Origin of the sequence: Shewanella abyssi (assembly GCF_023284025.1) — a bacterium.
Lineage (GTDB): Bacteria > Pseudomonadota > Gammaproteobacteria > Enterobacterales > Shewanellaceae > Shewanella > Shewanella abyssi.
This window is the reverse complement of sequence record NZ_JAKIKR010000007.1, coordinates 1-22434: the sequence shown is the minus strand read 5'-3', so window position 1 is coordinate 22434 and position 22434 is coordinate 1. Positions and strand designations below refer to the sequence as shown.

The 22434-nt window shown below is 44.3% G+C and carries 17 protein-coding genes; 15 read left to right on the top strand and 2 right to left on the bottom strand.

Translation table 11 applies throughout. The annotated features are described in order from the left end of the window. Nucleotides 1-232 precede the first annotated feature (232 nt). From zwf to L2755_RS04825, 4 genes are read left to right on the top strand one after another with little or no spacing between them, the layout of a single operon-like run. Complete coding sequence (gene zwf, locus L2755_RS04840; RefSeq protein WP_248979615.1) at nt 233-1705, top strand: glucose-6-phosphate dehydrogenase; 1473 nt, start codon at nt 233-235, stop codon at nt 1703-1705. A gap of 9 nt (nt 1706-1714) precedes the next feature. Next, on the top strand, nt 1715-2419 hold the full coding sequence (pgl, locus tag L2755_RS04835) for a 6-phosphogluconolactonase (protein WP_248979614.1): 705 nt from the start codon (nt 1715-1717) through the stop codon (nt 2417-2419). A gap of 9 nt (nt 2420-2428) precedes the next feature. Further along, a complete protein-coding gene (gene edd / locus L2755_RS04830; RefSeq protein ID WP_248979613.1) occupies nt 2429-4255 on the top strand; it encodes a phosphogluconate dehydratase in 1827 nt (608 codons plus the stop codon). 21 nt (nt 4256-4276) lie between these two features. Beyond that, nucleotides 4277-4918, top strand: coding sequence for a bifunctional 4-hydroxy-2-oxoglutarate aldolase/2-dehydro-3-deoxy-phosphogluconate aldolase (locus L2755_RS04825; protein WP_248979612.1), 642 nt, complete (start codon nt 4277-4279; stop codon nt 4916-4918). A 99-nt stretch (nt 4919-5017) separates the two neighbouring features. Here L2755_RS04825 and eco read toward each other — a convergent pair whose 3' ends face one another. Further along, nucleotides 5018-5599, bottom strand: a complete 582-nt coding sequence (gene eco, locus L2755_RS04820) for a serine protease inhibitor ecotin (protein WP_248979611.1) — start codon at nt 5597-5599, stop codon at nt 5018-5020. 538 nt (nt 5600-6137) lie between these two features. On the opposite strand from eco, the gene dmeF reads away from it, so the two are divergent. From dmeF to L2755_RS04800, 4 genes are all read left to right on the top strand, one after another. Next, a complete protein-coding gene (gene dmeF, locus L2755_RS04815; RefSeq protein ID WP_248979705.1) occupies nt 6138-7112 on the top strand; it encodes a CDF family Co(II)/Ni(II) efflux transporter DmeF in 975 nt (324 codons plus the stop codon). A 28-nt stretch (nt 7113-7140) separates the two neighbouring features. Further along, a complete protein-coding gene (locus L2755_RS04810) occupies nt 7141-7560 on the top strand; it encodes a MarR family winged helix-turn-helix transcriptional regulator (protein WP_248979610.1) in 420 nt (139 codons plus the stop codon). Nucleotides 7561-8011: 451 nt separating this feature from the next. Next, nucleotides 8012-9640: a phosphoethanolamine transferase gene (locus L2755_RS04805; protein WP_248979609.1), complete on the top strand. Its 1629-nt coding sequence runs from the start codon at nt 8012-8014 to the stop codon at nt 9638-9640. 103 nt (nt 9641-9743) lie between these two features. Next, entirely contained in the window at nt 9744-10784 is a 1041-nt protein-coding gene (locus L2755_RS04800; protein WP_248979608.1) for a GGDEF domain-containing protein, read from the top strand. A gap of 102 nt (nt 10785-10886) precedes the next feature. Here L2755_RS04800 and L2755_RS04795 read toward each other — a convergent pair whose 3' ends face one another. Continuing rightward, nucleotides 10887-13586, bottom strand: a complete 2700-nt coding sequence (locus L2755_RS04795) for a bifunctional acetate--CoA ligase family protein/GNAT family N-acetyltransferase (protein ID WP_248979607.1) — start codon at nt 13584-13586, stop codon at nt 10887-10889. Nucleotides 13587-13880: 294 nt separating this feature from the next. Between L2755_RS04795 and L2755_RS04790 the strand changes: the two genes are divergently transcribed. The 7 genes from L2755_RS04790 to L2755_RS04760 all read left to right on the top strand — a co-directional run. Continuing rightward, the gene (locus L2755_RS04790) at nt 13881-14885 is read left to right on the top strand and encodes an AAA family ATPase (protein ID WP_248979606.1); all 1005 of its coding nucleotides are present in this window, start codon (nt 13881-13883) and stop codon (nt 14883-14885) included. Nucleotides 14886-14914: 29 nt separating this feature from the next. Beyond that, nucleotides 14915-15916 carry a DUF58 domain-containing protein gene (locus L2755_RS04785; RefSeq protein ID WP_248979605.1) on the top strand — a complete coding sequence of 334 codons (1002 nt, stop codon included), beginning with the start codon at nt 14915-14917 and terminating at the stop codon, nt 15914-15916. Beyond that, complete coding sequence (locus tag L2755_RS04780) at nt 15913-16629, top strand: DUF4381 family protein (protein ID WP_248979604.1); 717 nt, start codon at nt 15913-15915, stop codon at nt 16627-16629. The genes L2755_RS04785 and L2755_RS04780 overlap by 4 nt, the downstream gene beginning before the upstream one ends. Before the next feature lie 238 nt (nt 16630-16867). After that, on the top strand, nt 16868-17962 hold the full coding sequence (locus L2755_RS04775; protein WP_248979603.1) for a VWA domain-containing protein: 1095 nt from the start codon (nt 16868-16870) through the stop codon (nt 17960-17962). Then, complete coding sequence (locus L2755_RS04770; RefSeq protein WP_248979602.1) at nt 17962-19734, top strand: vWA domain-containing protein; 1773 nt, start codon at nt 17962-17964, stop codon at nt 19732-19734. The genes L2755_RS04775 and L2755_RS04770 overlap by 1 nt, the downstream gene beginning before the upstream one ends. A 13-nt stretch (nt 19735-19747) precedes the next feature. Beyond that, entirely contained in the window at nt 19748-21223 is a 1476-nt protein-coding gene (locus L2755_RS04765; RefSeq protein WP_248979601.1) for a BatD family protein, read from the top strand. 639 nt (nt 21224-21862) lie between these two features. Continuing rightward, nucleotides 21863-22434 (top strand): tyrosine-type recombinase/integrase (locus L2755_RS04760; protein ID WP_248979600.1); only part of this gene is annotated, 572 nt, incomplete at its 3' end.

The following is a 22434-nucleotide window of genomic DNA, read 5'->3' as shown; positions in this document are numbered from 1 at the left end:
AAAGCACCCGAGCTGAAATAAAATTATAAAGATAACAGGTACAAAGATGATAAAATTCAGTAATTTTATCACGAAATCATATCAGAAATTGCGTCAACATGCCTAATAGGCTGAGTTGAAGTTTATTATAGAATTTAGATGCAATTACTGTTTTCTGTTGTTATATTACAACAAATATGTGAATCCTCATCAAAAATGGTGAGACACAGGATCAAAAGGAGATTTTGAAGCTATGGGCATAACAACACCAGAAGCCAAAGCTTGTGATTTTGTTCTATTTGGTACCAAGGGCGACCTTGCTAAGCGCAAGTTGCTGCCATCTCTATATCAGTTAGATAAAGCAAACTTATTGAATGTAGAGACCAAAGTACTAGGCGTTGCAAAAGATGACTATACTCAAGCAGAGTATCGTGAACTCGTTACAACGGCATTGAAGACCTTTGTAAAAGACGAATTATGTGAAGAAACCGTAAACCGTTTTTTAGATCGCTGTCATTATATAGGAACAAATTTTACGGTTTCTGAGGGGTATAAGGCATTCCATGATGTTTTAGAGCCTGAAAAAAGAGTGATGGTGAGTTATTTTGCTACACCTCCTTCTATTTTCGGTGATATATGCCGCTGCTTAAACGAACAAAATCTTATCTTCCCTGATTCTCGCGTTGTATTAGAAAAACCTATAGGTTCTGATCTCGCTAGCTCTAAAATTATTAATGACCAAGTTTCTGCCTTCTTCAACGAAAACCAAGTTTATCGAATTGACCATTACTTAGGTAAAGAAACCGTACAAAACCTGCTTGCGCTGCGTTTTGCCAATTCGCTGTTCGCTTCTAAGTGGGATAATCGTACCATTGACCATGTGCAACTCACCGTTGCAGAAGAGGTGGGTATTGAAGGGCGTTGGGGCTACTTTGATAAAGCTGGCCAGATGCGCGATATGATCCAGAATCATCTATTGCAGGTACTGACGCTGGTTGCGATGGACCCGCCTGTCAACTTAGATGCTGATAATATTCGAGACGAGAAAGTAAAAGTACTTAAGTCACTACGTCCAATAAATTCCGATAATATCTACGAAAATACCGTACGCGGCCAGTACTCGAGCGGTTTCCTAAAAGGGGCACCAGTACCCGGCTACCTAGAAGAAGAAGGTGCGAATGTCCATTCCAATGCAGAAACCTTCGTTGCACTTCGAGTCGATATTGATAATTGGCGTTGGGCCGGCGTTCCGTTCTATTTGAGAAGCGGCAAACGCATGCCATTTAAGAGCTCAGAAATTGTGGTTTATTTCAAGAATCCGCCACATAATTTATACAGCTCAAATTACCGTAATTTACCGCCAAACAAGCTGACTATTCGTTTGCAACCTCATGAAGGGGTTGAGATCCAAATGCTAAATAAAGTCCCTGGTCTTGGTGAAAAGCAACGTCTCCAGACGACTAAGCTTGATTTAAGTTTTTCAGACACCTTTAAAAATGATCGTATTGCCGATGCATACGAGCGTTTGTTATTAGAAGCCATGTTGGGAAATCAGGCATTGTTTGTTCGCCGTGATGAAGTAGAGCAAGCATGGAATTGGGTTGATGGCATTATCCAAGCTTGGGAAGAAACTGACGAAAAGCCTAAACCATATCCAGCTGGAACATGGGGACCTGTAGCGTCAATCGCCTTGATTACTAAAGACGGTCGTTCTTGGGACGAATAGGGGATAAAGATGATTAAAGAAACGGTTTTCAAATCATTCGATAGTAAAGATGCACTAGAAGCGCAACTTGCTGATCGAATCGCCAACCAATTACAAGAAGCTGTTGATGCTAAAGGAAAGGCGAGTTTAGTCGTTTCTGGTGGCTCGACACCTTTAAAGCTTTTTGAGTTATTAAGTAAAAAATCTATCGATTGGAACGACGTCTACATTACATTGGCTGACGAACGTTGGGTCGACAACGATCATGGCGACTCTAATGAAAGACTGGTTAGAAACAACTTGCTTAAAAATCGTGCCGCCAATGCCAAATTTTGTGGTCTGAAGAATATGTACTCTACTCCGGAAGAGGGGCGAGTCATGACCATGGAGCAGCTAGCGCATTTTCCGAAACCCTTTGATGTCGTGGTACTCGGTATGGGGAATGACGGACATACCTGTTCTTGGTTTCCTTGCGCTGAACCGCAAGAGCTTGAAAATGCACTGACAACAAAAGATTTATGTGTCGCAGTGACCCCAGGTAATGCTCCACATGCACGTATATCGCTGTCAAAGGCTGGCATTCTCGCTAGCCGTCAAATCTATTTACATATCGTTGGTGAACAGAAAATTGATGTTTATCGACAAGCACTAGCAGACAATGACAGCAGTGAAATGCCGATCCGAGCTGTACTCGATCAGCACAAAACGCCTGTTGATGTTTACTGGAGCGCCTAAGGAGTAATTATGCACACTGTTGTACAGTCTGTTACAGACAGAATTATTGCACGAAGCAAAGATTCCCGCGCTAAGTACCTTGCGGCTTTAGAAGATGCAAAAAATAGAGGCGTTCATCGTAGCGCGTTGAGTTGCGGCAATTTAGCCCATGGTTTTGCAGCGTGTAATCCCGCTGATAAATCTGCTATTAAGCAGCTCACGAAAGCTAATATCGGTATTGTGACCTCATTTAACGACATGTTATCTGCGCACCAGCCTTATGGTGAGTACCCAGATCTATTGAAGCAGGCTTGTAGCGAAATCGGCAGTGTAGCGCAAGTCGCCGGTGGTGTACCCGCTATGTGTGATGGCGTAACGCAAGGCCAACCTGGAATGGAGCTGAGCTTATTAAGCCGCGAAGTCATTGCAATGGCCACGGCTGTTGGTCTGTCACATAACATGTTCGACGGTGCATTGCTGTTGGGTATTTGCGATAAAATCGTACCGGGGCTGCTTATTGGTGCATTAAGCTTTGGCCACCTGCCAATGTTGTTTGTGCCTGCCGGCCCAATGAAGTCGGGGATCCCTAATAAAGAGAAAGCCCGTATTCGACAAAAGTATGCTCAAGGTGAAGTCGATAGAGAAGCATTGCTTGATGCTGAGTCAAAGTCTTACCATAGCGCAGGTACTTGTACCTTTTATGGTACAGCTAACAGTAATCAGCTGATGCTCGAAGTGATGGGTCTACAGCTACCTGGCTCCTCTTTCGTTAATCCTGATGACCCTCTACGTGAAGTATTGAGCAAAACGGCGGCTAAGCAAGTTTGTCGCCTTACCGAAATGGGTACTCAGTACACACCTATTGGACAGATAGTGTCAGAGAAATCTGTCGTTAACGGTATTGTTGCACTGCTCGCCACAGGTGGTTCAACTAACTTGACGATACACATTGTTGCAGCAGCACGAGCAGCCGGCGTTATCGTCAACTGGGATGATTTCTCAGAGCTATCTGACGCAGTGCCATTATTGGCTCGAGTGTATCCAAACGGCCATGCCGATATTAACCATTTCCACGCAGCAGGCGGCATGGCATTCCTGATAAAGGAATTGCTCGACGGCGGCTTATTACATGAAGATGTAGACACGGTTGTAGGACATGGGCTTAAGCGTTATACCCAAGAACCTCAGATCCGCGACGGCCAACTGACTTGGGTTGATGGGCAGCGCAGGAGTTTAGACTCTGAAGTGCTAACAAGTTTAGATACGCCTTTCCAAGCCAACGGTGGCTTAAAGTTACTGAAAGGTAATCTAGGCCGAGCAGTTATTAAGGTATCAGCAGTTCAAGAGCAGCATCGTATTGTTGAAGCTCCTGCGGTTGTTATTGATGATCAGAACAAGCTCGAAGCCATTTTTAAAGCGGGTGGCTTAGACAAAGATTGTGTTGTTGTAGTCAAGGGACAGGGTCCTAAAGCCATTGGTATGCCAGAGTTACACAAGTTGACGCCCATATTAGGCACGCTCCAAGACCGCGGCTATAAGGTTGCTTTACTCACCGATGGCCGCATGTCCGGTGCATCCGGTAAGGTGCCAGCTGCGATTCACTTAACGCCAGAAGCACTCGACGGAGGCTTAATTGCCAAAATCCATAATGGTGATTTAGTGCGTGTAAATGCGATGACAGGTGAACTAAGTCTTTTAGTCGATGAAGCTGAGCTCCTTGCTAGAACCGCTGAAAAAGTTGATCTACATAAAACAAGCTATGGCATGGGACGTGAGCTCTTCGGAGCACTGAGAGCTAGCCTAAGTAGTCCTGAAACCGGTGCTCGCAGTACTAGCGCCATAGATGAAAATTATTAAAGACTAAGGAAGAGTAACGCAATGCCCGAGAATAACTGGTTAATTCAACCACAAGATATTTTTGCCCGCAGCCCTATTGTTCCTGTCATGGTGATCAATAAGATTGAACATGCAGTGCCATTAGCGAAAGCACTTGTTGCTGGTGGTATTAGTGTTTTAGAAGTGACCTTACGCACTGATTGCGCACTAGAAGCCATAAGTAAAATAGCGAAAGAAGTGCCAGAAGCACTTGTTGGAGCGGGTACCATTCTAAATGAAGAGCAGTTAGCTCAAGCGGTTAATGCTGGCGCTCAATTTGTGATTACGCCCGGAGCGACAACGGATCTGCTAAAAGCTGCAATGGCAGGGACTACACCGCTTATACCGGGTGTGGCAAGTATCTCCGAAGTGATGAAAGGCATGGAGCTTGGATATAGAAACTTTAAGTTTTTCCCAGCTGAAGCGTCTGGTGGTGTAAATGCGCTTAAAGCATTTTCTGGCCCATTAGCGGATATTCGTTTTTGCCCAACCGGTGGTATCACCCCAAGTAGCTACAAAGATTACTTGGCGCTTAAAAATGTTGATTGTATTGGTGGTAGCTGGATCGCACCGATTGATGCGATGGAGCAAGGCGATTGGGACAGAATCACTGCTTTATGTAAAGAAGCCATTGGTGCACTTTAATCTGTATTAGTGTTAACTTGCTCTAGGCGAGTCACTTAAACTATTCACATAAAGCGAAAAAGCTACCTTAGGGTAGCTTTTTGTTTATCTGCTTTACCACTATTTCGCTTTATCACCTGAATAAGAAAAAGGAGATTCAACTTTCCAGATCCTATACCGTACTTGGCTATTTTCTGGCAGGTATATCACTTTCGGCAATCGGCTGTCATAGCGCAACTTCAAATCCGTTGTAATAGGCAGGAACTTTTCTGTTAATGCTTGATCAAAACAAGCCATCATAGTGCTCGGGCCTGCAGATATGCTCTCAACTTCATAATAGCGATAACCCCAGCCCTGTAGCGGTTTTTGAATAACCCTTCCAGAAAGACCATGCTTATTGCAATCGACCATTTTGGTTTGGCCTATTTGGATCTCAAGCATGTAATCACTTTCGTTTTCTAGCTTATCCAGTGTCAGTATATGCTGGACCTGACCCTCTTTAGGCGCAGGAAACATTTTCGAGCTTTCTTGCGGCAGGTAATCTGTGGCTGAGAAATGTTGCGCGTTTACCCTCTGTTGATTGGTGCCGCTTGGGTGCTGAGGTGAGGTCGCATTGGCTGAAAAAGCACAAATAGTAAATAGAAGACCTGATGCCAGCGTAAAAGAACGTGCTTGTTTGTATGAAAATGAGTTGAAAATCATAATATCTCCGAAAATAAATGTAAGGGGTACCTGTGTGATATGCCTCTATAAACGTTATTAAAACCCAAAAGGGTTAAACGTTGCTTAATTAATCTCAAAATATTTTTCAACCATAAAATATCATCATAAAAACAATGGAATATATGAAAAAACAGCTATCGCTGATGTTGTCTCCCATGGTTAGGATAACAGCCTAATAAATGGCAAAATTCACTCAAATTCGTCACTGCGATCATACTTTTCTGTTATTGCCATACTAGGTATTTTGGATCTAGCTCACATGATTATTGTTCTATTGTTGTTTGCTTAAAGCAAATCAAGGATTATTAGTTTGAATGGCGAACTATATGCATTTCAAGTAACATGCAATTCAAAATAGTCGTATATCAAACATAATAAGCCTAAAGAGATTAAACAGAGTCATAACGTTTTAACAAGATCGGTGTATACGAATGTGCTTGGTATGCAACGCGTAAAATTATTGACTAAAAATAACTCATTAGAAGACAACGAACGTTGCATAAAAGGTATAGGAACGATGGAGAACGTAGAAAAATTACGCCAACAATGGGCGCATCAGCATAACTTCGCGGGTCATAATAATAGCGGTGAACGTAATACGGCGATTGTGCTGTTGTTGACCGTAGTGACAATGTTCGCCGAAATTATAGCCGGCACCATTTATGGTTCAATGGCGTTACTCGCAGATGGTTGGCACATGGGAACACATGCCGCGGCTTTTTTAATTACGCTGTTTGCATACCGTTATGCCCGTAAGCATGCAAACTCTCCAACCTATTCATATGGGACGGGTAAAGTCAGTGTTCTGGGCGGTTTTACCAGTGCCGTCGCGCTAGGTCTCGTCGCACTGGTGATGTTGGTGGAATCTGGGGTTCGGATTTTTAATCCACAAGACATTCATTTCGACCAAGCGATAATGGTTGCGGTTATTGGCCTCATCGTTAACGTCGTCAGTGTCTTCTTACTCAAAGATCATCACAGTCACGGACATGATCACGGACATAGCCACGCTCATGAAAATAGTCATGGACACTCACATAACCATGGTCATTCCCACGGTCATGAAGATCATAACCTTAAAGCAGCATACTTCCATGTACTGGCTGATGCTCTAACTTCATTATTGGCCATTGGCGCGTTATTAATGGGTAAGTATTTTGGCCTGAACTGGCTTGACCCTTTAATGGGCATCGTTGGCGCGGTGATCATCTCACGTTGGGCGTGGGGCTTAATGAAGCAAACAGCACCTATTTTGCTCGATGCCAGCATGAAACAGAAACAATTAGCTGAAATAAAACAGCTTATCGAACAAGAGGGCGATTGTTTGGTTGACCTGCATGTATGGAAAGTCAGTGCAGACCATTATGCTGCAAGTTTGATTGTTGTTAGCGAAAGTGGCGCAAACAGTGACCATTTCAAAGGTAAATTGGCACAAATTAAGACATTAAGTCATGTAACCGTTGAAGTGCACATGGCCAGTCAGGCACAATAAGGCTGAAACCGCTAAGGAATACTAATTTATGAAGAACCAAGACGATCATTTAAATCATGCCATTATCGAATTTTATGAGAAATTATCGTCTTGGGAAATGGCTGTAGTCAAAGATAATGGCTTTAGCTTACCCCAAGTTCACACTGTTGAAATACTGGGGCTAAATGGTCCTATGCGAATGAAAGAACTAGCAGAGAAAATTGGGGTCACTACCGGTACGTTAACTGTACAAATCGACAAAATGGTCAAAGCAGAACTCGTGCAGCGTCGTGCACACGAAACCGATCGACGTTCAATATTGGTAGAATTAACCGAATCAGGACAAGTGATGTTTGAAGAACACGACAAACTACACATGCAACTAACCGCAGATCTGACGATACAGTTTACTGAAGCGGAACGCGCGCAGATGTTAGACTTTTTTAAACGGATCAATAAAGAGTTCTAATAGGAACAAACTCCCCCAAAACGAATATTCAAACTCGATTTCCGGCTCAGGTTATGTCTCCAATTTAGCGCATCTAACCGAGGCTTAATCAGCCTTTTAGGGTCACAACCACTCCATCTAAGTATTTACCCGCTATTGTTGCCTCCCAGTAAAACCCGATGAACTTATGGGCTAATTCGTTGCCTATACCTCCGTACGCATTTTTCAGGTTAAATATTGTTGTTTTTTTGGCATTTGATAATACAAAGTTGATGTTTTTTCCTGAAACAAATGGCTGAAGTATTCATCCTGCAAAGAACAAATGTTAATATATGTTAAAGTGATAACGTTTTTGCAAACTCAGTTACGGTAGAGTGTGGGCTTGAGTGTTAATAATAACCTCGTCGACTAAGTCGAATTTGGCTCAGCAGGTTGAGTTTATCAATATAAAATAATAAGAGAGTGCCTCATAGTGTTATCGCGTTTAAAAATCCTTAGTAGTATGCAGTTCACTATCATACTGGCACTGTATTATGTTTGTGTGTTAAATATTCCCTTCTTCCAAATAGTTAAACAGGGCGTAGATAAGCAAGCTGATGTGAACCTAGTTTTTATCGCGACTATCCCGTTGTTTCTGATCTTTGCACTTAGCTTTTTATTCAGTATTTTTTCGATTAAGTATTTAGCTAAACCCTTTTTCATCCTGTTAACACTGGTGTCGTCGAGTGTTTTTTTTGGCGCGTTACAATATGGAGTCGTGTTTGATTACGGCATGATCGAGAACACTGTTCAAACTAACTCTGCCGAAGCGGTAACCTATCTGAATTGGGCTTCAGCAGTTAATTTTGTTGCTACGGGCGTGATACCCGCTTTGCTGATCTACAAAGCGAACATCCAATTTAAGCCACTTGCTAAAGAGCTGTTCCATAAACTGATGTTTATGGCCGCAATGCTCATTGGCATTGGTGTTATCGCCGTCTTTTTCTATCAGAACTATGTCTCTTTTGGGCGAAACAACGACATTATCAAGCGTCATATCATCCCAACATATTTTGTTGGTTCTACGGCAAAATATATCAATATCAACTTCCTACAAGAGCCGATTGAGTATAAGCAGCTAGGGCTCGATGCTAAAAACACCACAGATAAAGCAAACGGGAAACCTAATTTAGTGGTCTTAGTCGTGGGTGAAACGGCTCGCGAGATGAACTACGAGTACTACGGCTATGATAAACCGACCAATGCACACACCGAAAACCAAGGTTTGTTAGCCTTTAAAGACACGGATTCATGCGGCACGGCGACAGCAGTGTCACTGCCTTGTATGTTCTCGCGGATGGATAGAGAAAATTACGAATCAAGACAAGCCAAGGCGCAAGATAGTGCCATTGATGTTCTTCATCATGGGGGAATAGCGTTAGATTGGCTGGATAACGATAGCGGCTGTAAAGGTGTTTGTGACAATATCGACAGTGTTGTTATCGATCGCAGTAGTGACTCAGAACTTTGTAATGGACAGTACTGTTATGACCAGATTTTACTCGATACGCTCGATAACCGTCTTAACAATATCGAGGCTAAAGATAGCCTATTAGTATTGCACGTGATCGGATCTCATGGTCCAACGTACTATTTGCGTTATCCACAAGCTCATCGTTTTTTTACGCCAGATTGTCAGCGCAGTGATATCCAGAATTGCAGTGATGAAGAGCTGATGAACACCTATGATAATACCATTCTCTACACTGATTATATTGTGTCAGAAGTGGTTAAAAAACTGCAACAACAGAGTGATAAGTTTGATACCGCGATGCTTTATATTAGCGATCATGGAGAGTCGTTAGGTGAAAGTGGCATGTACCTGCATGGCGCGCCTTACGCCTTTGCGCCTAAGGAACAAACCAAAGTTCCATTTCTTGGTTGGTTTTCTGAAAGTTTCGCTAAGCAAAATAGCTTAAACCTGACTTGTTTAGCGAAAGAAGCAGCACGGGGTGGCTATTCCCATGACAACCTCTTTGATAGTTTATTAGGTTTGATGAACGTTAGTTCCGAAGTTTATCAACAAGATAAAGATATATTTTCACAGTGCCGTCAGAATTAATCAGCCAAAAGTGTTAAATAAATGATAAAAGAGGATGGCAACAACCTCTTTTTTGTTTATTGTATTGATAAGTTGGAGATTTACACAGAGGGATGGGGATTTTATGGATATTGCTCAACACTTGTCAGAGACAGAGATTTCTGCGCGAATTTTACGGCATGCGGTTCCTAAGATGTCAGAATTGAACATCCCGGTCACACCCAACAACTATTCTGTATGGTATGAATATTACTTAGGTATTAATTTGGATTTGAAGCGGGCTATCGACGGCCTGCTGGCGAATGAAGTGCGCTTTACTACCGATGTTTGCGATGGCTTATTTACCACTTATATTCAACAGAGTTCGCCAGAATTGATGGAGCATGTGCAAATAGAAACGCAGATGCTAATCAATAGTCTGTTGTCTAAAATCGCAGGCATGAGTCAGGGTAATATAAAGTTTTCAACCTCTCTACAAAAGTTTGATAAAACGCTGAAAAATAATCCAAGTCCAGAGGTATTACAAAGTATTGTTGATGATATTGCTACTGAGCTTGATGGTATTATTAATGACAATATAGCGATGGATCAGAGTCTAACGAGTATCAATCAGGAGGTCGGCGCACTTAAGAAAGAGATGCTAGATCTCCGCTCTGTCGTTATGACTGATCAGCTGACCTCGCTCAAGAACCGCCGTGCTTTTGATGAAGAGGTGATTAGTCATATAGAGACTTTTAACCAACAAGAGATTAAAAGTAGCTTGTTAGTTGTTGATATCGACCATTTCAAAAGATTCAACGATGTACATGGTCATCTAATCGGTGACAAGGTGCTAACTTATGTGGCTCAGGCACTAAAACAGAGTGTTAAAGGCGATGATTTTGTCGCGCGCTATGGTGGTGAAGAGTTTGTCATTTTATTGTCTAATACTGGTATTGCCGAAGCTAAAATAGTTGCTGAAAATGTGCGTAAAAAAATAGCTCAACGAAATCTCACCATTGGTAAAGAGAAGAAAATGCCATTAGGGAATATTACCGTTTCAGTAGGCTGTGCATCACTGAAATTAGAGGACAGTAAAGACAGTTATTTCATTCGCGCCGATGAAGCCTTGTATCGCGCAAAATCAGCGGGTCGTAACCGTGTCATAACAGAGTCTGAAGTTTAATTAACTTTAAATAGAGATTAGTTGTACTGACGTATCGCCCTTGATGTGAGCAGCTTTATGGCTGCTCAATGAATAAGATAGTGAGGAACATTTAGATCCAATCTAAGGTTTCGTCTTTAAATTCATGTGCATTTTAATGAGACGCTCCTCCATATCAAAGGTGACTGTAAAGCCTAAATGTTTGGCTAGACTTGCCATATTGCGATTTTCAAACAGGGTAAAGCCAGTCAACACCTCAGTACCGTTATTCCTGTAATAGCGGATCAGTTTTTCAAGCAGCAATTTACCCAGCCCTTGTCCCTGATGATTGCTTCTAACAGCCATCGCAAATTCAGCTTCAGTGTTATCAGGATCGATAGAAGCCCTAATCGCACCTAAAGTAATGTCCTCACCATCATCACCTTTGCTAGTTGCAATAAAGGCCATCTCTCGGGCGTAATCAATCTGGGTGAGTACCGCCATCTCTTCATGGGTCATTTTTGAACGAACACCAAAATAGCGCTTGTATCTATCTTCATCAGACAGTGAGTTATCAAACGCCAAATGTTTAGGTTCATCCTCTGGCAAAATGGGTCTCAACATCACTTGTAAACCATTTTTGAGTGTGGCGAATTGCTCAAGCTCTTTAGGATACGGAGATATTGCTAAACGGTTAGCGTTATCTACTGGCTCTTTATGCAGCTGGATATTCACATCCAAAAGCGTGATCGATGCTCCTGCACATAAAACTGGGTTAAGATCTAATGAGGCGATTTCCGGGCAGTCGATAATTAAATGCGATATTTGCGTAAGCAATACACAAAGGGCGTTCATGTCTAGCCCAAGTGGTAGATGCCTATCTTTAAGCTTTTTGGTTTTAAGTGCTTGGATCACCATATAGCGAGCCAAGGTCATGTTTAGTGGGGGCAACGCTACCGCGGCATCTTTAGTGGGCTCCCACTCTGAACCTCCTTCACCCAGCAATATGGCAGGGCCAAAAACGGGATCATTCGCCACGGCGACTCTAATCTCTTGTGCTCCGGCTGTCAGCGCCATTCTTTGGACTATTAGCCCTTCAATTCTGGCGTCAGGATTAAGCGATATGACTCGGTCAATCATGGCTTGTGCTGCATGTTCAACTTCTTGATCGGACGTAAGATTGAGCATGACTCCATGTACGTCAGACTTATGGTGGATATCGGGCGATTGCACTTTTAACGCCACGGGATAGCCAGCTTGTTTAGCCAAGGCAACGGCTTGTTGTGGGCTACTTGCAAACCAGGTATCAATTGTTTTAAGGCCATAGGCACTGAGAATACTGCGGGATTCATGGGTTTCTAAAATTGTTTTACCTTGGCTTAAAGCACGTTGCAGCCTTTCACGTGCCAATGCGGTGTTAGCCGGAATATTGTCAGGAATAGATAGCGGTACTTCCTGCAGTAATTTTTGGTTACGACGGTATTCAACCATATGCATAAATGCACCGACGGCGCCCTCTGGAGTACGGTAGGTTGGGATCCCAGATTGGGAGAAGTATCTACGTGCAGGGTAAGCTGAATCTTCACCACTCCAGTTGGTTAAAATATTGACTCTATGTTTATTGGGGTGTTTGGCGATGGTAGCGGCTATCGCTTCGGCGATTTGTATACTGTCACCTAAAGCTGAAGGAGAGTGCAAGATCAGTATGGCGTCCAAGTTATCGCTATCCATCATTATCTCAAGCGATTGGGCATATCTTTGCGCGTCGGAATCGCCGCCAATATCGACAGGATTTTGTCCTGACCAACTTGTGGGTAATAGCGTATTTAATCTTTGATAAATACCGGTAGATAACAGCGGTAGTTTACCGCCACCTAGAATTAACTCATCAAGGGCGAGCACCGCGGGGCCGCCACCATTGCTGATGATCCCAAGGCGCTCTCCTTGTAAAGGTGCAGAGTGAGCTAACGTCTCTACCGCTGCAAAGAGTTCGATTAAGTCATTGACTCGCAGCATCCCAGCACGCCTAAAGGCCGCCTCGTATACCGCATCATTTCCGGGTACGCCACCAGTATGCAGTTTTGCGGCATTGGCCCCTTCAGCGCTGCGACCGGATTTAATCACTAAAATGGGCTTGTTTCTAGATGCAGCTCTAGCCGCAGACAAGAAAAGACGTTTTTCATTAACCGAATCGATATACAGCATGATGGCGTTGGTTTTCGAGTCACGGCCTAAATAGTCCAGCAGCTCATCAAAATCGATATCGTTGGCATCACCCAAAGAGATAAACGATGAAAAGCCAATGCCCTTATTATTAGCCCAATCTAAAACCGTGGTACAGATAGCCGCAGATTGAGACACAAAGGCGATTTTTCCTGGCAGTGCACTCGTGTGGGCTAAACTGGCGTTAAGCCCTAAGTTAGGCATGATCATCCCCAGACTGTTGGGGCCTAAAATCCGCATGCCATAACGGTTGGCATTTTGCTGCATTTGGGTGGTCAGGCTAATGCCATCTTCGGTTAATTCATCGCCCATACCCGAGGCCATCACAATGGCGACTTTACAGCCAAACAGCGCCAACGTTTCAATAATGGCAGGTACTCGACTGGCAGCGGTACAGATGATGGCTAAATCGGGCTTAAGCGGTAAAGCGTGGATATTTGGATAAGCCAACACCCCCATTACCGCTTCATATTTTGGCGTTACCGGCATAATTGGCCCAGAAAAGCCACCAGCAAGTAGGTTCTTCATCAAGACATTACCTGCTCGTTTAGGGTCATTGGAAGCGCCGATAATCGCGACTGATTTTGGTTTGAAAAGATTATGAAGGGTACGTTGGCTCATGAACTTATCCGCTAAGTCAGTATGTTATGAGTGTACATGAGCAGATTGAATTTGCCATAAGAGTTTAGTCGCCCATGTCATCTATTTCGGCTTAGATTGCGCTTAATCAAACTCAATAGCATGTAGTTGCAAAGACCACCGTTAAGCGTGTTATTAACGCTTCTATATTGCCTCCGATACAGCATTGGTGATAGACCTCAAATAACTGCAGTTTCAAGTATTTTTGCGAGTTTAGCCCACTTTGTAAGCGGCATAAGATGTTGCTCTAAATTGAAAATAGATATGAGCATCACTGTGAATTTATCTCAAAAAGCCGTCAGTCATCTATACACATCGGTTTGCAAAAGCGTCGTTGGTCAGGAGCATGTGGTCAAATCACTCATTATCGCGCTATTGACCCGTGGACATGTCCTGTTAGAAGGCTTACCTGGCACCGCTAAAACCCGTTCAATTAAATCACTGGCAGATTCGATGCAAGCCAGTTTTGGCCGGGTACAATTTACCCCTGATTTATTACCATCAGATGTGACCGGATCTGAAGTCTATCGTGAGGTTGCCGGTAAACCACAGTTAGATTTTCAACCTGGTCCTATCTTTAACAATCTTGTACTGGCAGACGAAATTAACCGTGCTCCAGCTAAGGTTCAAGCCGCATTACTTGAAGCAATGGCAGAGGGAACGGTAACCTCTGCTGGAAAAACCCGCAAGTTGCCTGAGCTTTTCTTAGTGTTAGCAACACAAAACCCGGTTGACCAAGAGGGCACCTATCCTCTGCCTGAAGCACAAATGGATCGTTTTACCCTAAAAGTGAATGTGGCTTATCCCGATAGAGAAGCAGAACTGGCGATCATTAAGCTGGTTAGGCAAGAGGAAAATGAACTTCAGCCAACGGCTGAGGAACGCTCAGAAGCGCACGCTGCAGAAATTAGCGCAGTGACACCGGCAGACATTATTGCCGGGCAGCGAGAACTGGCCGATATCTATATTTCGCCAGTGATGGAAAGCTACATTGTTGATTTGATTATGGCGACTCGTAGCGGCGCTCAATACAGCAACGCATCATTCCCAGACTGGATAGAGGTCGGCGCTAGTCCAAGAGCCAGTATTGCACTCGATCGCTGCGCCAGAGCTAATGCCTGGTTAGATGGACGCGACTTTGTCAGCCCTGATGATGTGCGTGCAGTGTTACATAGTGTTTTGGGTCACCGTCTGAGCCTAAGTTATGACGCTGCAGCACATGGAATAAAAGCTGAACAGGTTGTTGACGACTTGCTTCAACATGTCGCCTTTGGATTGTAATTAGTGGGCTCAATAATGGAAAGTGAACAGTGAGTAACCAACAGGCTTCTAGTACTCAGTCTAATAGTAAGCGTGCAACAAAGGCTCGCCAGTTAGATCCTCGACTCTACTGTGAGCTTAAATCACTTGTGGCACTCAAACCTGCGGCTGCTAAGTTATCGTTTCTCAAAGGCCGTTTTCGCACCAGCAATCAAGCGGGCCGTCATAACTCAAAGGTACGGGGCCGCGGGCTCAATTTTGAAGAGCTTAGACATTATCAAGACGGTGACGATGTTAAAAACATGGACTGGCGTACCACGCTACGCACCGGGAAACCCCATGTTCGAGCCTACAGCGAAGAGAAAGAGCGGCAAACACTCATAGTGGTTGATCAGCGCAGCTCGATGTTCTTTGGCTCGCAACACGCGCTGAAATCCGTTGTTGCAGCTCAACTGTCGGCGTTATCCATTTGGAATATTTTACAAAGTGGTGATCGCGTTGGCGGCATGGTATTTAATGACCATGATTGTCAATATATCAAGCCACAGCGCAGCGCTGGGAATGCACTGGTTTTCTGTCAAACGATAGTCGATGCTAATCAAAAACTATCAGCCGCAACCATCGCTACAGATAGCGAAACCACACTCAATAAAACCTTACTACGTCTCAATAAATTGGCACAGCGCGACTCAAGCATCATTATCATTAGTGATTGGCAAGGATTCAATGCAGCATCGCTGATATTACTCAAGCAATTACAACGGGCTAACGATGTTGTTCTGGTGTATGTGCATGACAAGCTAGAGCGTGAGCTACACAGTATAAAGCACCTGGTGGCTAGCGACGGTCAATCGCAATTGGCAATGGATCCACAACAGATCAATGATCGCGCGCCTTCGTTTTATCACCATTATCAAAATGAATTCAAACAAAAGCTTGCCGAACTAAATCAAGTCAGCCGTAGCCAAATACTGCCAGTCATTGACATTGACACGAATGGGGATGAGCTAAGTCAATTTAGCGTGGCACTTAGTTGGGGGAGTTCTTTATGATCACGGCTAATGAACTTAATCGCGTTATAGAACAGCATGATTTTACCTTCGGTAATCCAGTCCTGCAGCTCAATGAGTTTATAGGAATAAGCCAGCCTACAATGACGGCATTTTTCCCACAAACATGGGGATGGTGGCTGTTGTTGCTATTCGTCACTCTCTTTGTCAGTCGCTTCTCTTATCAACGTATTCGCTATTGGTATAGCAATCGATATCGCAAGCAGGCCGTCAAACGGATTCTATCCTATAAAAACCAGCCAGTAGAGCGTTTCTCATTACTGCTGCTACAAGAGATCAAACAAGCGCTCGCTACGGCTTACGGTAGCGACACAGAAATTGACTTGGCAAAGCTTACGCTTTCAAAACAGGCATTATTAAATCCAGGGCTATCAAAGCGAAGCGTTAACGCTACAGCTTCTATTTACTCACCTAATGGTTGTAACGCCAATAAAAGTGTCATCGTTACCCTCGCTGCAATTGAGGGGCTGGCTTTGTTGCTATTGCTTGATTTGACTGCAGAACATCAGTGCGCATTTAACACGTCCTTAGGCGATGCATGGCAGCAAAGTTTGCTTTCGAAGATTGACGATGAACAAGCTGTTTTAGCAATGCAGAACAAGCTTATCGAACAGAGCTGTATTTGGCTAATACATCATACTGCTGCCTTTCCTATTGCCTTGCAAACAGCTATAACGGAGCGCACAGATGCTTGAATTTAGTTATCCCTTAATGGTTCATATGGCGACTTTACCTATCGCTTTGCAGATAGCTATAACGGAGCGCACAGATGCTTGAATTTAGTTATCCTTTATTGGTTCATATGGCGACTTTACCTATCGCTTTGCAGATAGCTATAACGGAGCGCACAGATGCTTGAATTTAGTTATCCCTTATTGGTTCATATGGCTGATTTGCCTATCGCTTTGCAGATAGCTATAACGGAGCGTGCGGATGCTTGAATTTAGTTATCCTTTATTGGCGCTACTGCTGCCGCTACCTTGGTTAATAAGCTATTTTGTACCGGCCTTTAAAGTTAAACAAGCTGCCATAAGAGTGCCGTTTTTTAATCTTATAGCAGCGCTGCTTAAAGCGAGTCCGAACTCGGCGTTGCAATATTTAAAGCCGACTCGATGGCAACAATGCGCGCTAATCTGTGTTTGGATTTTGTTGGTTATTGCTATGACCAAACCGGTTATGTTGGGAGAGCCGCAAACTCGGCAACAGGTGGGCCGCGATTTGATGGTCTTGGTTGATCTATCTGGTTCTATGGAAACAGCAGACTTCTCAATTCGAAGCGATACTGAAAACAGTTCTGACAGCAATAGTCATAGGAGCAGCACTCAAAGCAGTGTTGAAATTATTTCAAGGCTTGTTGCGGTAAAACGCGTGCTGAATGACTTTGCCGAGCAGCGAAAGGGCGATCGTCTTGGTCTTATTCTGTTTGGCGATGCAGCTTATCTTCAGGCCCCATTTACCGCAGATCATGAGTCATGGCTGGAGTTGCTCAATGAGAGCCAGGTTGGTATGGCGGGCCAAAGTACCCATATTGGTGACGCGCTTGGGTTAGCTATTAAGCTGATGCAACCGGGGCTTGGTGATGATATTAATTCAAGGCAAAAAGACAAAGTGGTTATTTTACTGACTGACGGTAATGATACTGACAGCTCAGTGCCGCCGATTGAAGCGGCCAAGATTGCGGCGAAGAAGGGGATAAGAGTACATGTTATCGCCATAGGCGATCCATTAACCTTAGGTGAACAAGCGATGGACATGGCCACTATCGAGGGCGTTGCAGGTCTTACTGGAGGTCGTGCATTTCAAGCAATATCGACCACTGAGCTTGCCGATGTCTATCAACAGATCAGTGAATTAGAGCCTGCCAATTTCGCCAGTTTCACTTATCAGCCCAAACAGAGTGTGCATTATTTGCCCATTGCTGCTGCCATCATTATTTATCTAATTGCCTACTTAGCCGTTTTCTCACTTCGTTTGTTCCGAACATTAAAAGTGTCGAGACTCAAGAGTGATAACCAGGAGGATCTGTAATGGACTTTTATAGCTTAGCCTCACAGTTCCATTTTCTCAGGCCCTACTGGTTACTGCTGCTATTACCTTTTGCGATATTTCTGCTGCTATATGTTCGCCGCAAACCCAGTTTAAAAACACAGCAGTCTGCGCTGCCAGCCCATCTTGAAAAAGCCCTTAAAATTGGCGATGCCAGTTGGCGCACACGCCTGCCTGTTACTTTTTGGGCGCTTGGTTTTAGCTTAGCAATGATTATCGCAGCCGGGCCCACTTGGCAGCGGCAAGCATCACCTTTCGGTGAAGACAATGCGCCACTCATCATATTGCTTGATGTGTCAGAGTCTATGCTGCAAACCGATCTACAGCCATCAAGACTGCAACGTGCAAAACAAAAAATAGCGGATCTGTTAGCACTGCGAGAAGGCGGCACCACAGCGCTCATTGTCTATTCCGGCAGTGCCCATATTGCCATGCCACTGACAAAAGATGAGGCGGTATTCCTACCGCTATTAGACGCCATCTCGCCAAAAGTGATGCCACGTAAAGGTAAGTTTGCTGAATATGCTTTAGTGGAGATCGACAAACTACTTAACGACGATCAGCCCTTAGCTGCGGCTAGTGTGCTTTGGATAACCGATGGTCTTGGTAGCGACAGCGCACAAGCGATCATTGACTACTTCAAGCAGCCTAGAAAAATGGTCCCAGATAATCTGGGATCGGACAACTTGGGAGCTGAGAGTCAACGTCTCCGGCCGCCATTGCAGCTGATCATTCTTGGTAGCGGTGATGAAGAGGGAGCGGCAGACATCGCATTTCAATACGATGAGCTCAAAGCATTAGCGATTGCAGCTGGTGGTCACTACCAACAAATTAGTGTCGACAAAAGTGATGTGAGCAGTATCAATCGTGAAATAGCGCGTAACCTCATCATTAACAGTGACAGTGCAGAGCCATGGAAAGAGATGAGCTACCCACTGGTGTTTGTGCTGGCAGCCATCTTTTTGCTGTGGTTTCGTAAAGGTTGGACCGTGCAGTGGTGTTTTGTCGGTCTATTGATGTTGTCCACGCCACAGCCAAGTCTTGCTAGTGGCCTCGCGGTACAGGCTGTATTTTCCAGCAACGCTGTGGCCGTTGTAGCCGCTGAAACTGAGCTTAAAGGTGTGGAAAAGATCCAGCAGCGACTCGTCAATGCCTGGTACAACGCGTGGCTTACCCCAGAACAACAAGGTCAAATGTACTTTGCCAAAGGGCAGTATGTAAAAGCAGCGGCAAAGTTTACCGATCCGTTATGGAAAGCAACGGCTTTTTATATGGCAGAAGACTTTAAGAAGGCGCAGATCTACTTTATGCGCTCTGATAACGCAGAATCGCTATTTGGCGCAGCCAACGCGCTTGCGCATCAACGGGAGTATATTGCTGCTCGGCAGCTCTACCGACAAGTGGTGCAGCAATATCCATCGTTTGTGCCCGCACAATCCAATCTACAGAAACTACAAAAGCTTATTGACGATATAAACCGTCAAAGTGAAAGCCAAGCCAATACCGAGAATGAAGCTTCAAAAGAGCTTGGTGACGAGCCGCAAACGAGTGACGGGGCTGAAGAGAAAGTATCTGCTGAAATGTTAGTACAACAAACATACACTGCTGAGCAACTCCTTGGGGATGATGCGTTAACCCAAGCTTGGATGAAACGGGTAGAGGGCGATCCGAGGCGTTTTCTTGCCACCAAGTTCAGCTTACAACTCAATCAACGTAAACACGCCATTTCTAAGCAGTCGACTTCAAATGAATAGGAGGTTATTTTCCATGTTAGCCAATAAACATGTCCAATTTCTGTCGAATGAGCCATTGGATAGCTTATTTCCAATTACAGCTTCACTGAGATCGTTAGTTAAAATAGTGGCTATTGCCAGCGCGTGGTTGTTACTTATCGCTGCGATGTTTGTTTCCAGCAGTGTGTTTAATTTTAGCTGGGCAAGTAGCGCTATGGATGAAAGTCAGAATGTTCAGCTGGTTGTTGCTCCAAGCACGGTGAATGAACTGCAACAGGCTGGAAAGCTAAAGGTAAAAACACGACTGTCACCCACCACAGTGGTATCGCCACAACAGCAAGTCGATCTCTATATACAAATATGGACCGATACCTGGTTTGGTGGTGGGGCGCAAATAGCGACTTTTGACGTCAAAGATACCATCGTCCTTAGACGCAAAAAGCTGGCTAATAATTCCACCGAGCGCATCAATGGTACAACATGGTCGGTGCAGGAGTGGCAGCTAACATTATATCCACAGTCCACTGGCTTATTCACCGTCCCCGTGATTGCCGTTGCGGTGAATATTGCCGATACACCGAGTTCGACAATAAAAGGAACGCTATATACCGAGGCGCAGACGTTTAAGGTGGCTTTGCCGGACGAAAGGCTATCGACGACGGCAAACTGGATCGCGGCGCCTAAAGTGACTTTTGAGCAAAAACTAACCCCTAAGTTAGGAACACAGCTAAAAATAGGTGACGCTATTACGCGTACATTGACAATAAAAGCCACTGAAAGCAGTGCAATGCTGTTTCCTGATTTTCCGTTATATCAAACTGAGATGCTTCAAGGCTATTTAGGTCCAGTCAATAGTGAGGATAGACAGTATCGCGGTGATTTTAGTGCTAGTAAAATCTATCAACAAACTTATATAGTGCAGCAAAGTGGTGAGGTGAGTTTACCCGAGCTGTCATTTTACTGGTGGAATACTGACGCTCAAAAGCTGGTTGAACTTAAGGCAGAAGGGCAGTCGTGGAGCATATCCCATACACCATTGAGCTTCATCAAAGCTTATTGGGCAGCTGGCTTACTACTGTTCACTCTGCTGGCTGTGTTGGTTTATTCATTGAGATGGGTCAAACAGCGTTTTAACAGGCAGCAACTGCCGGTTATCGTACTCTTTATGTTTTCGCTTTTGCAAAAACGCTGCCGCCGAGTTGAGCAATACCTGTATTGGCACAACACTAACAAAAACCACAGGCCGACATTCAACGCTGAAGTGAGCCTATTGTGCCAATCAGAGCAAAGTCTTGACGTTAACTCAAAAATCAACTCAGCAACGAGTAAGGTCAAAGACTCAGTAAGAAGTGATTTAACAGAAGCACTGCTGTTTTCTCGCTGGCAGCAGCGTTTTAGCCAGCAACAACAAGCTAAGGATAAGGGGAAAGGGAGATTAACGCGGTCTTCTTATTTAAAGTTTTGGCGAATGCTTTCAAATAAAGGCAATGTCAGTCGTTTGCGGCGCTAAAAGAAATAGCTTAAATCAAGCAGCAGGGCCGTCGCTTGGTAGTTAAGGTACGACATAATCGTTTGGTGATCACAGATGACCGAAGGAGCCGCTAACTCATTTGTGGATAAAACAAGCTAGCTTAGCAGAACAACTTGGGAATAATTGGGAGTCATCCCGGCAAGGCTTCTGGGCCGGGATCTAGTGCCATTACCTAAAACATCTACTGTATGATGGAAAGCAGCTCATCCACTATGTTCCTTTGCAAGCCGCCGTGAATACCTCCATGTAGGCTCTGCTGAAAAATCCCTTTTTCAGAAGCTTGCACGTTCCACAGCAGATGATCTGCCAGCGAGTTCAGAGTAGCGTCTAGCTCATTTCTGGACATAAACGATTTAGAGCTAAAGCTCTTGGAGTGATGAATTTCATTAAGGGAAATATGGCAAACGTATATGCGGTAACGCCTCGTTAAGAGGCAAAAAATTGTTGGCTAAAATAAGTGAACGAAGTGAACAAAAGCCAAGCTGTTATTTGTCCACTTTGATTGGCTTGTTGAACGAAGCCGCTCTGCGGCAGAAAAGATAAAAGCCATCTCTATCTCCCATCCTAAATACTTACTAGTACCGACCCAGTTAGGTCTTTATTACTAGGAGTATTATCATGGACACATTCGAACAACACCGCTTTGATTCTCTTTATGAACAACATCTTACCAACTTAACACTACAAGGCAAGCGACCTGCAACCATCGATGCATACAGCCGTGCGCTGCGGCGTATTGCCGCCTTCTTTGACCGCTGTCCTGACAACCTCACTACCGATGATTTGAAGGGCTACTTCGCCCAGCTGATAGCATCACACTCATGGAGCACCGTTAAGCTCGACCGTAACGGTTTGCAGTTTTTCTATCGATATGTGCTTAACCAAAACTGGGAGTGGCTCAGCATTGTTAAGCCTCCACAGGTCAACCGACTGCCCGATATCCTAACCCCAACTGAAGTTGCCATCGTTATAAGTCTCACACATAAGTTGCGATATCAGGTCTGTTTTCTGACCATATACAGTATGGGTTTGCGCCTCGGTGAGGCCATTTCATTGCAAGTCGGTGATATAGACTCGCGGATGATGCAGGTACATATTCGTAATGCTAAAGGCGGTAAGGACAGGTTAATCCCTCTACCACAACGCACCTTATTAGCCTTGAGATATTACTGGCAAACTCATCGCCATCC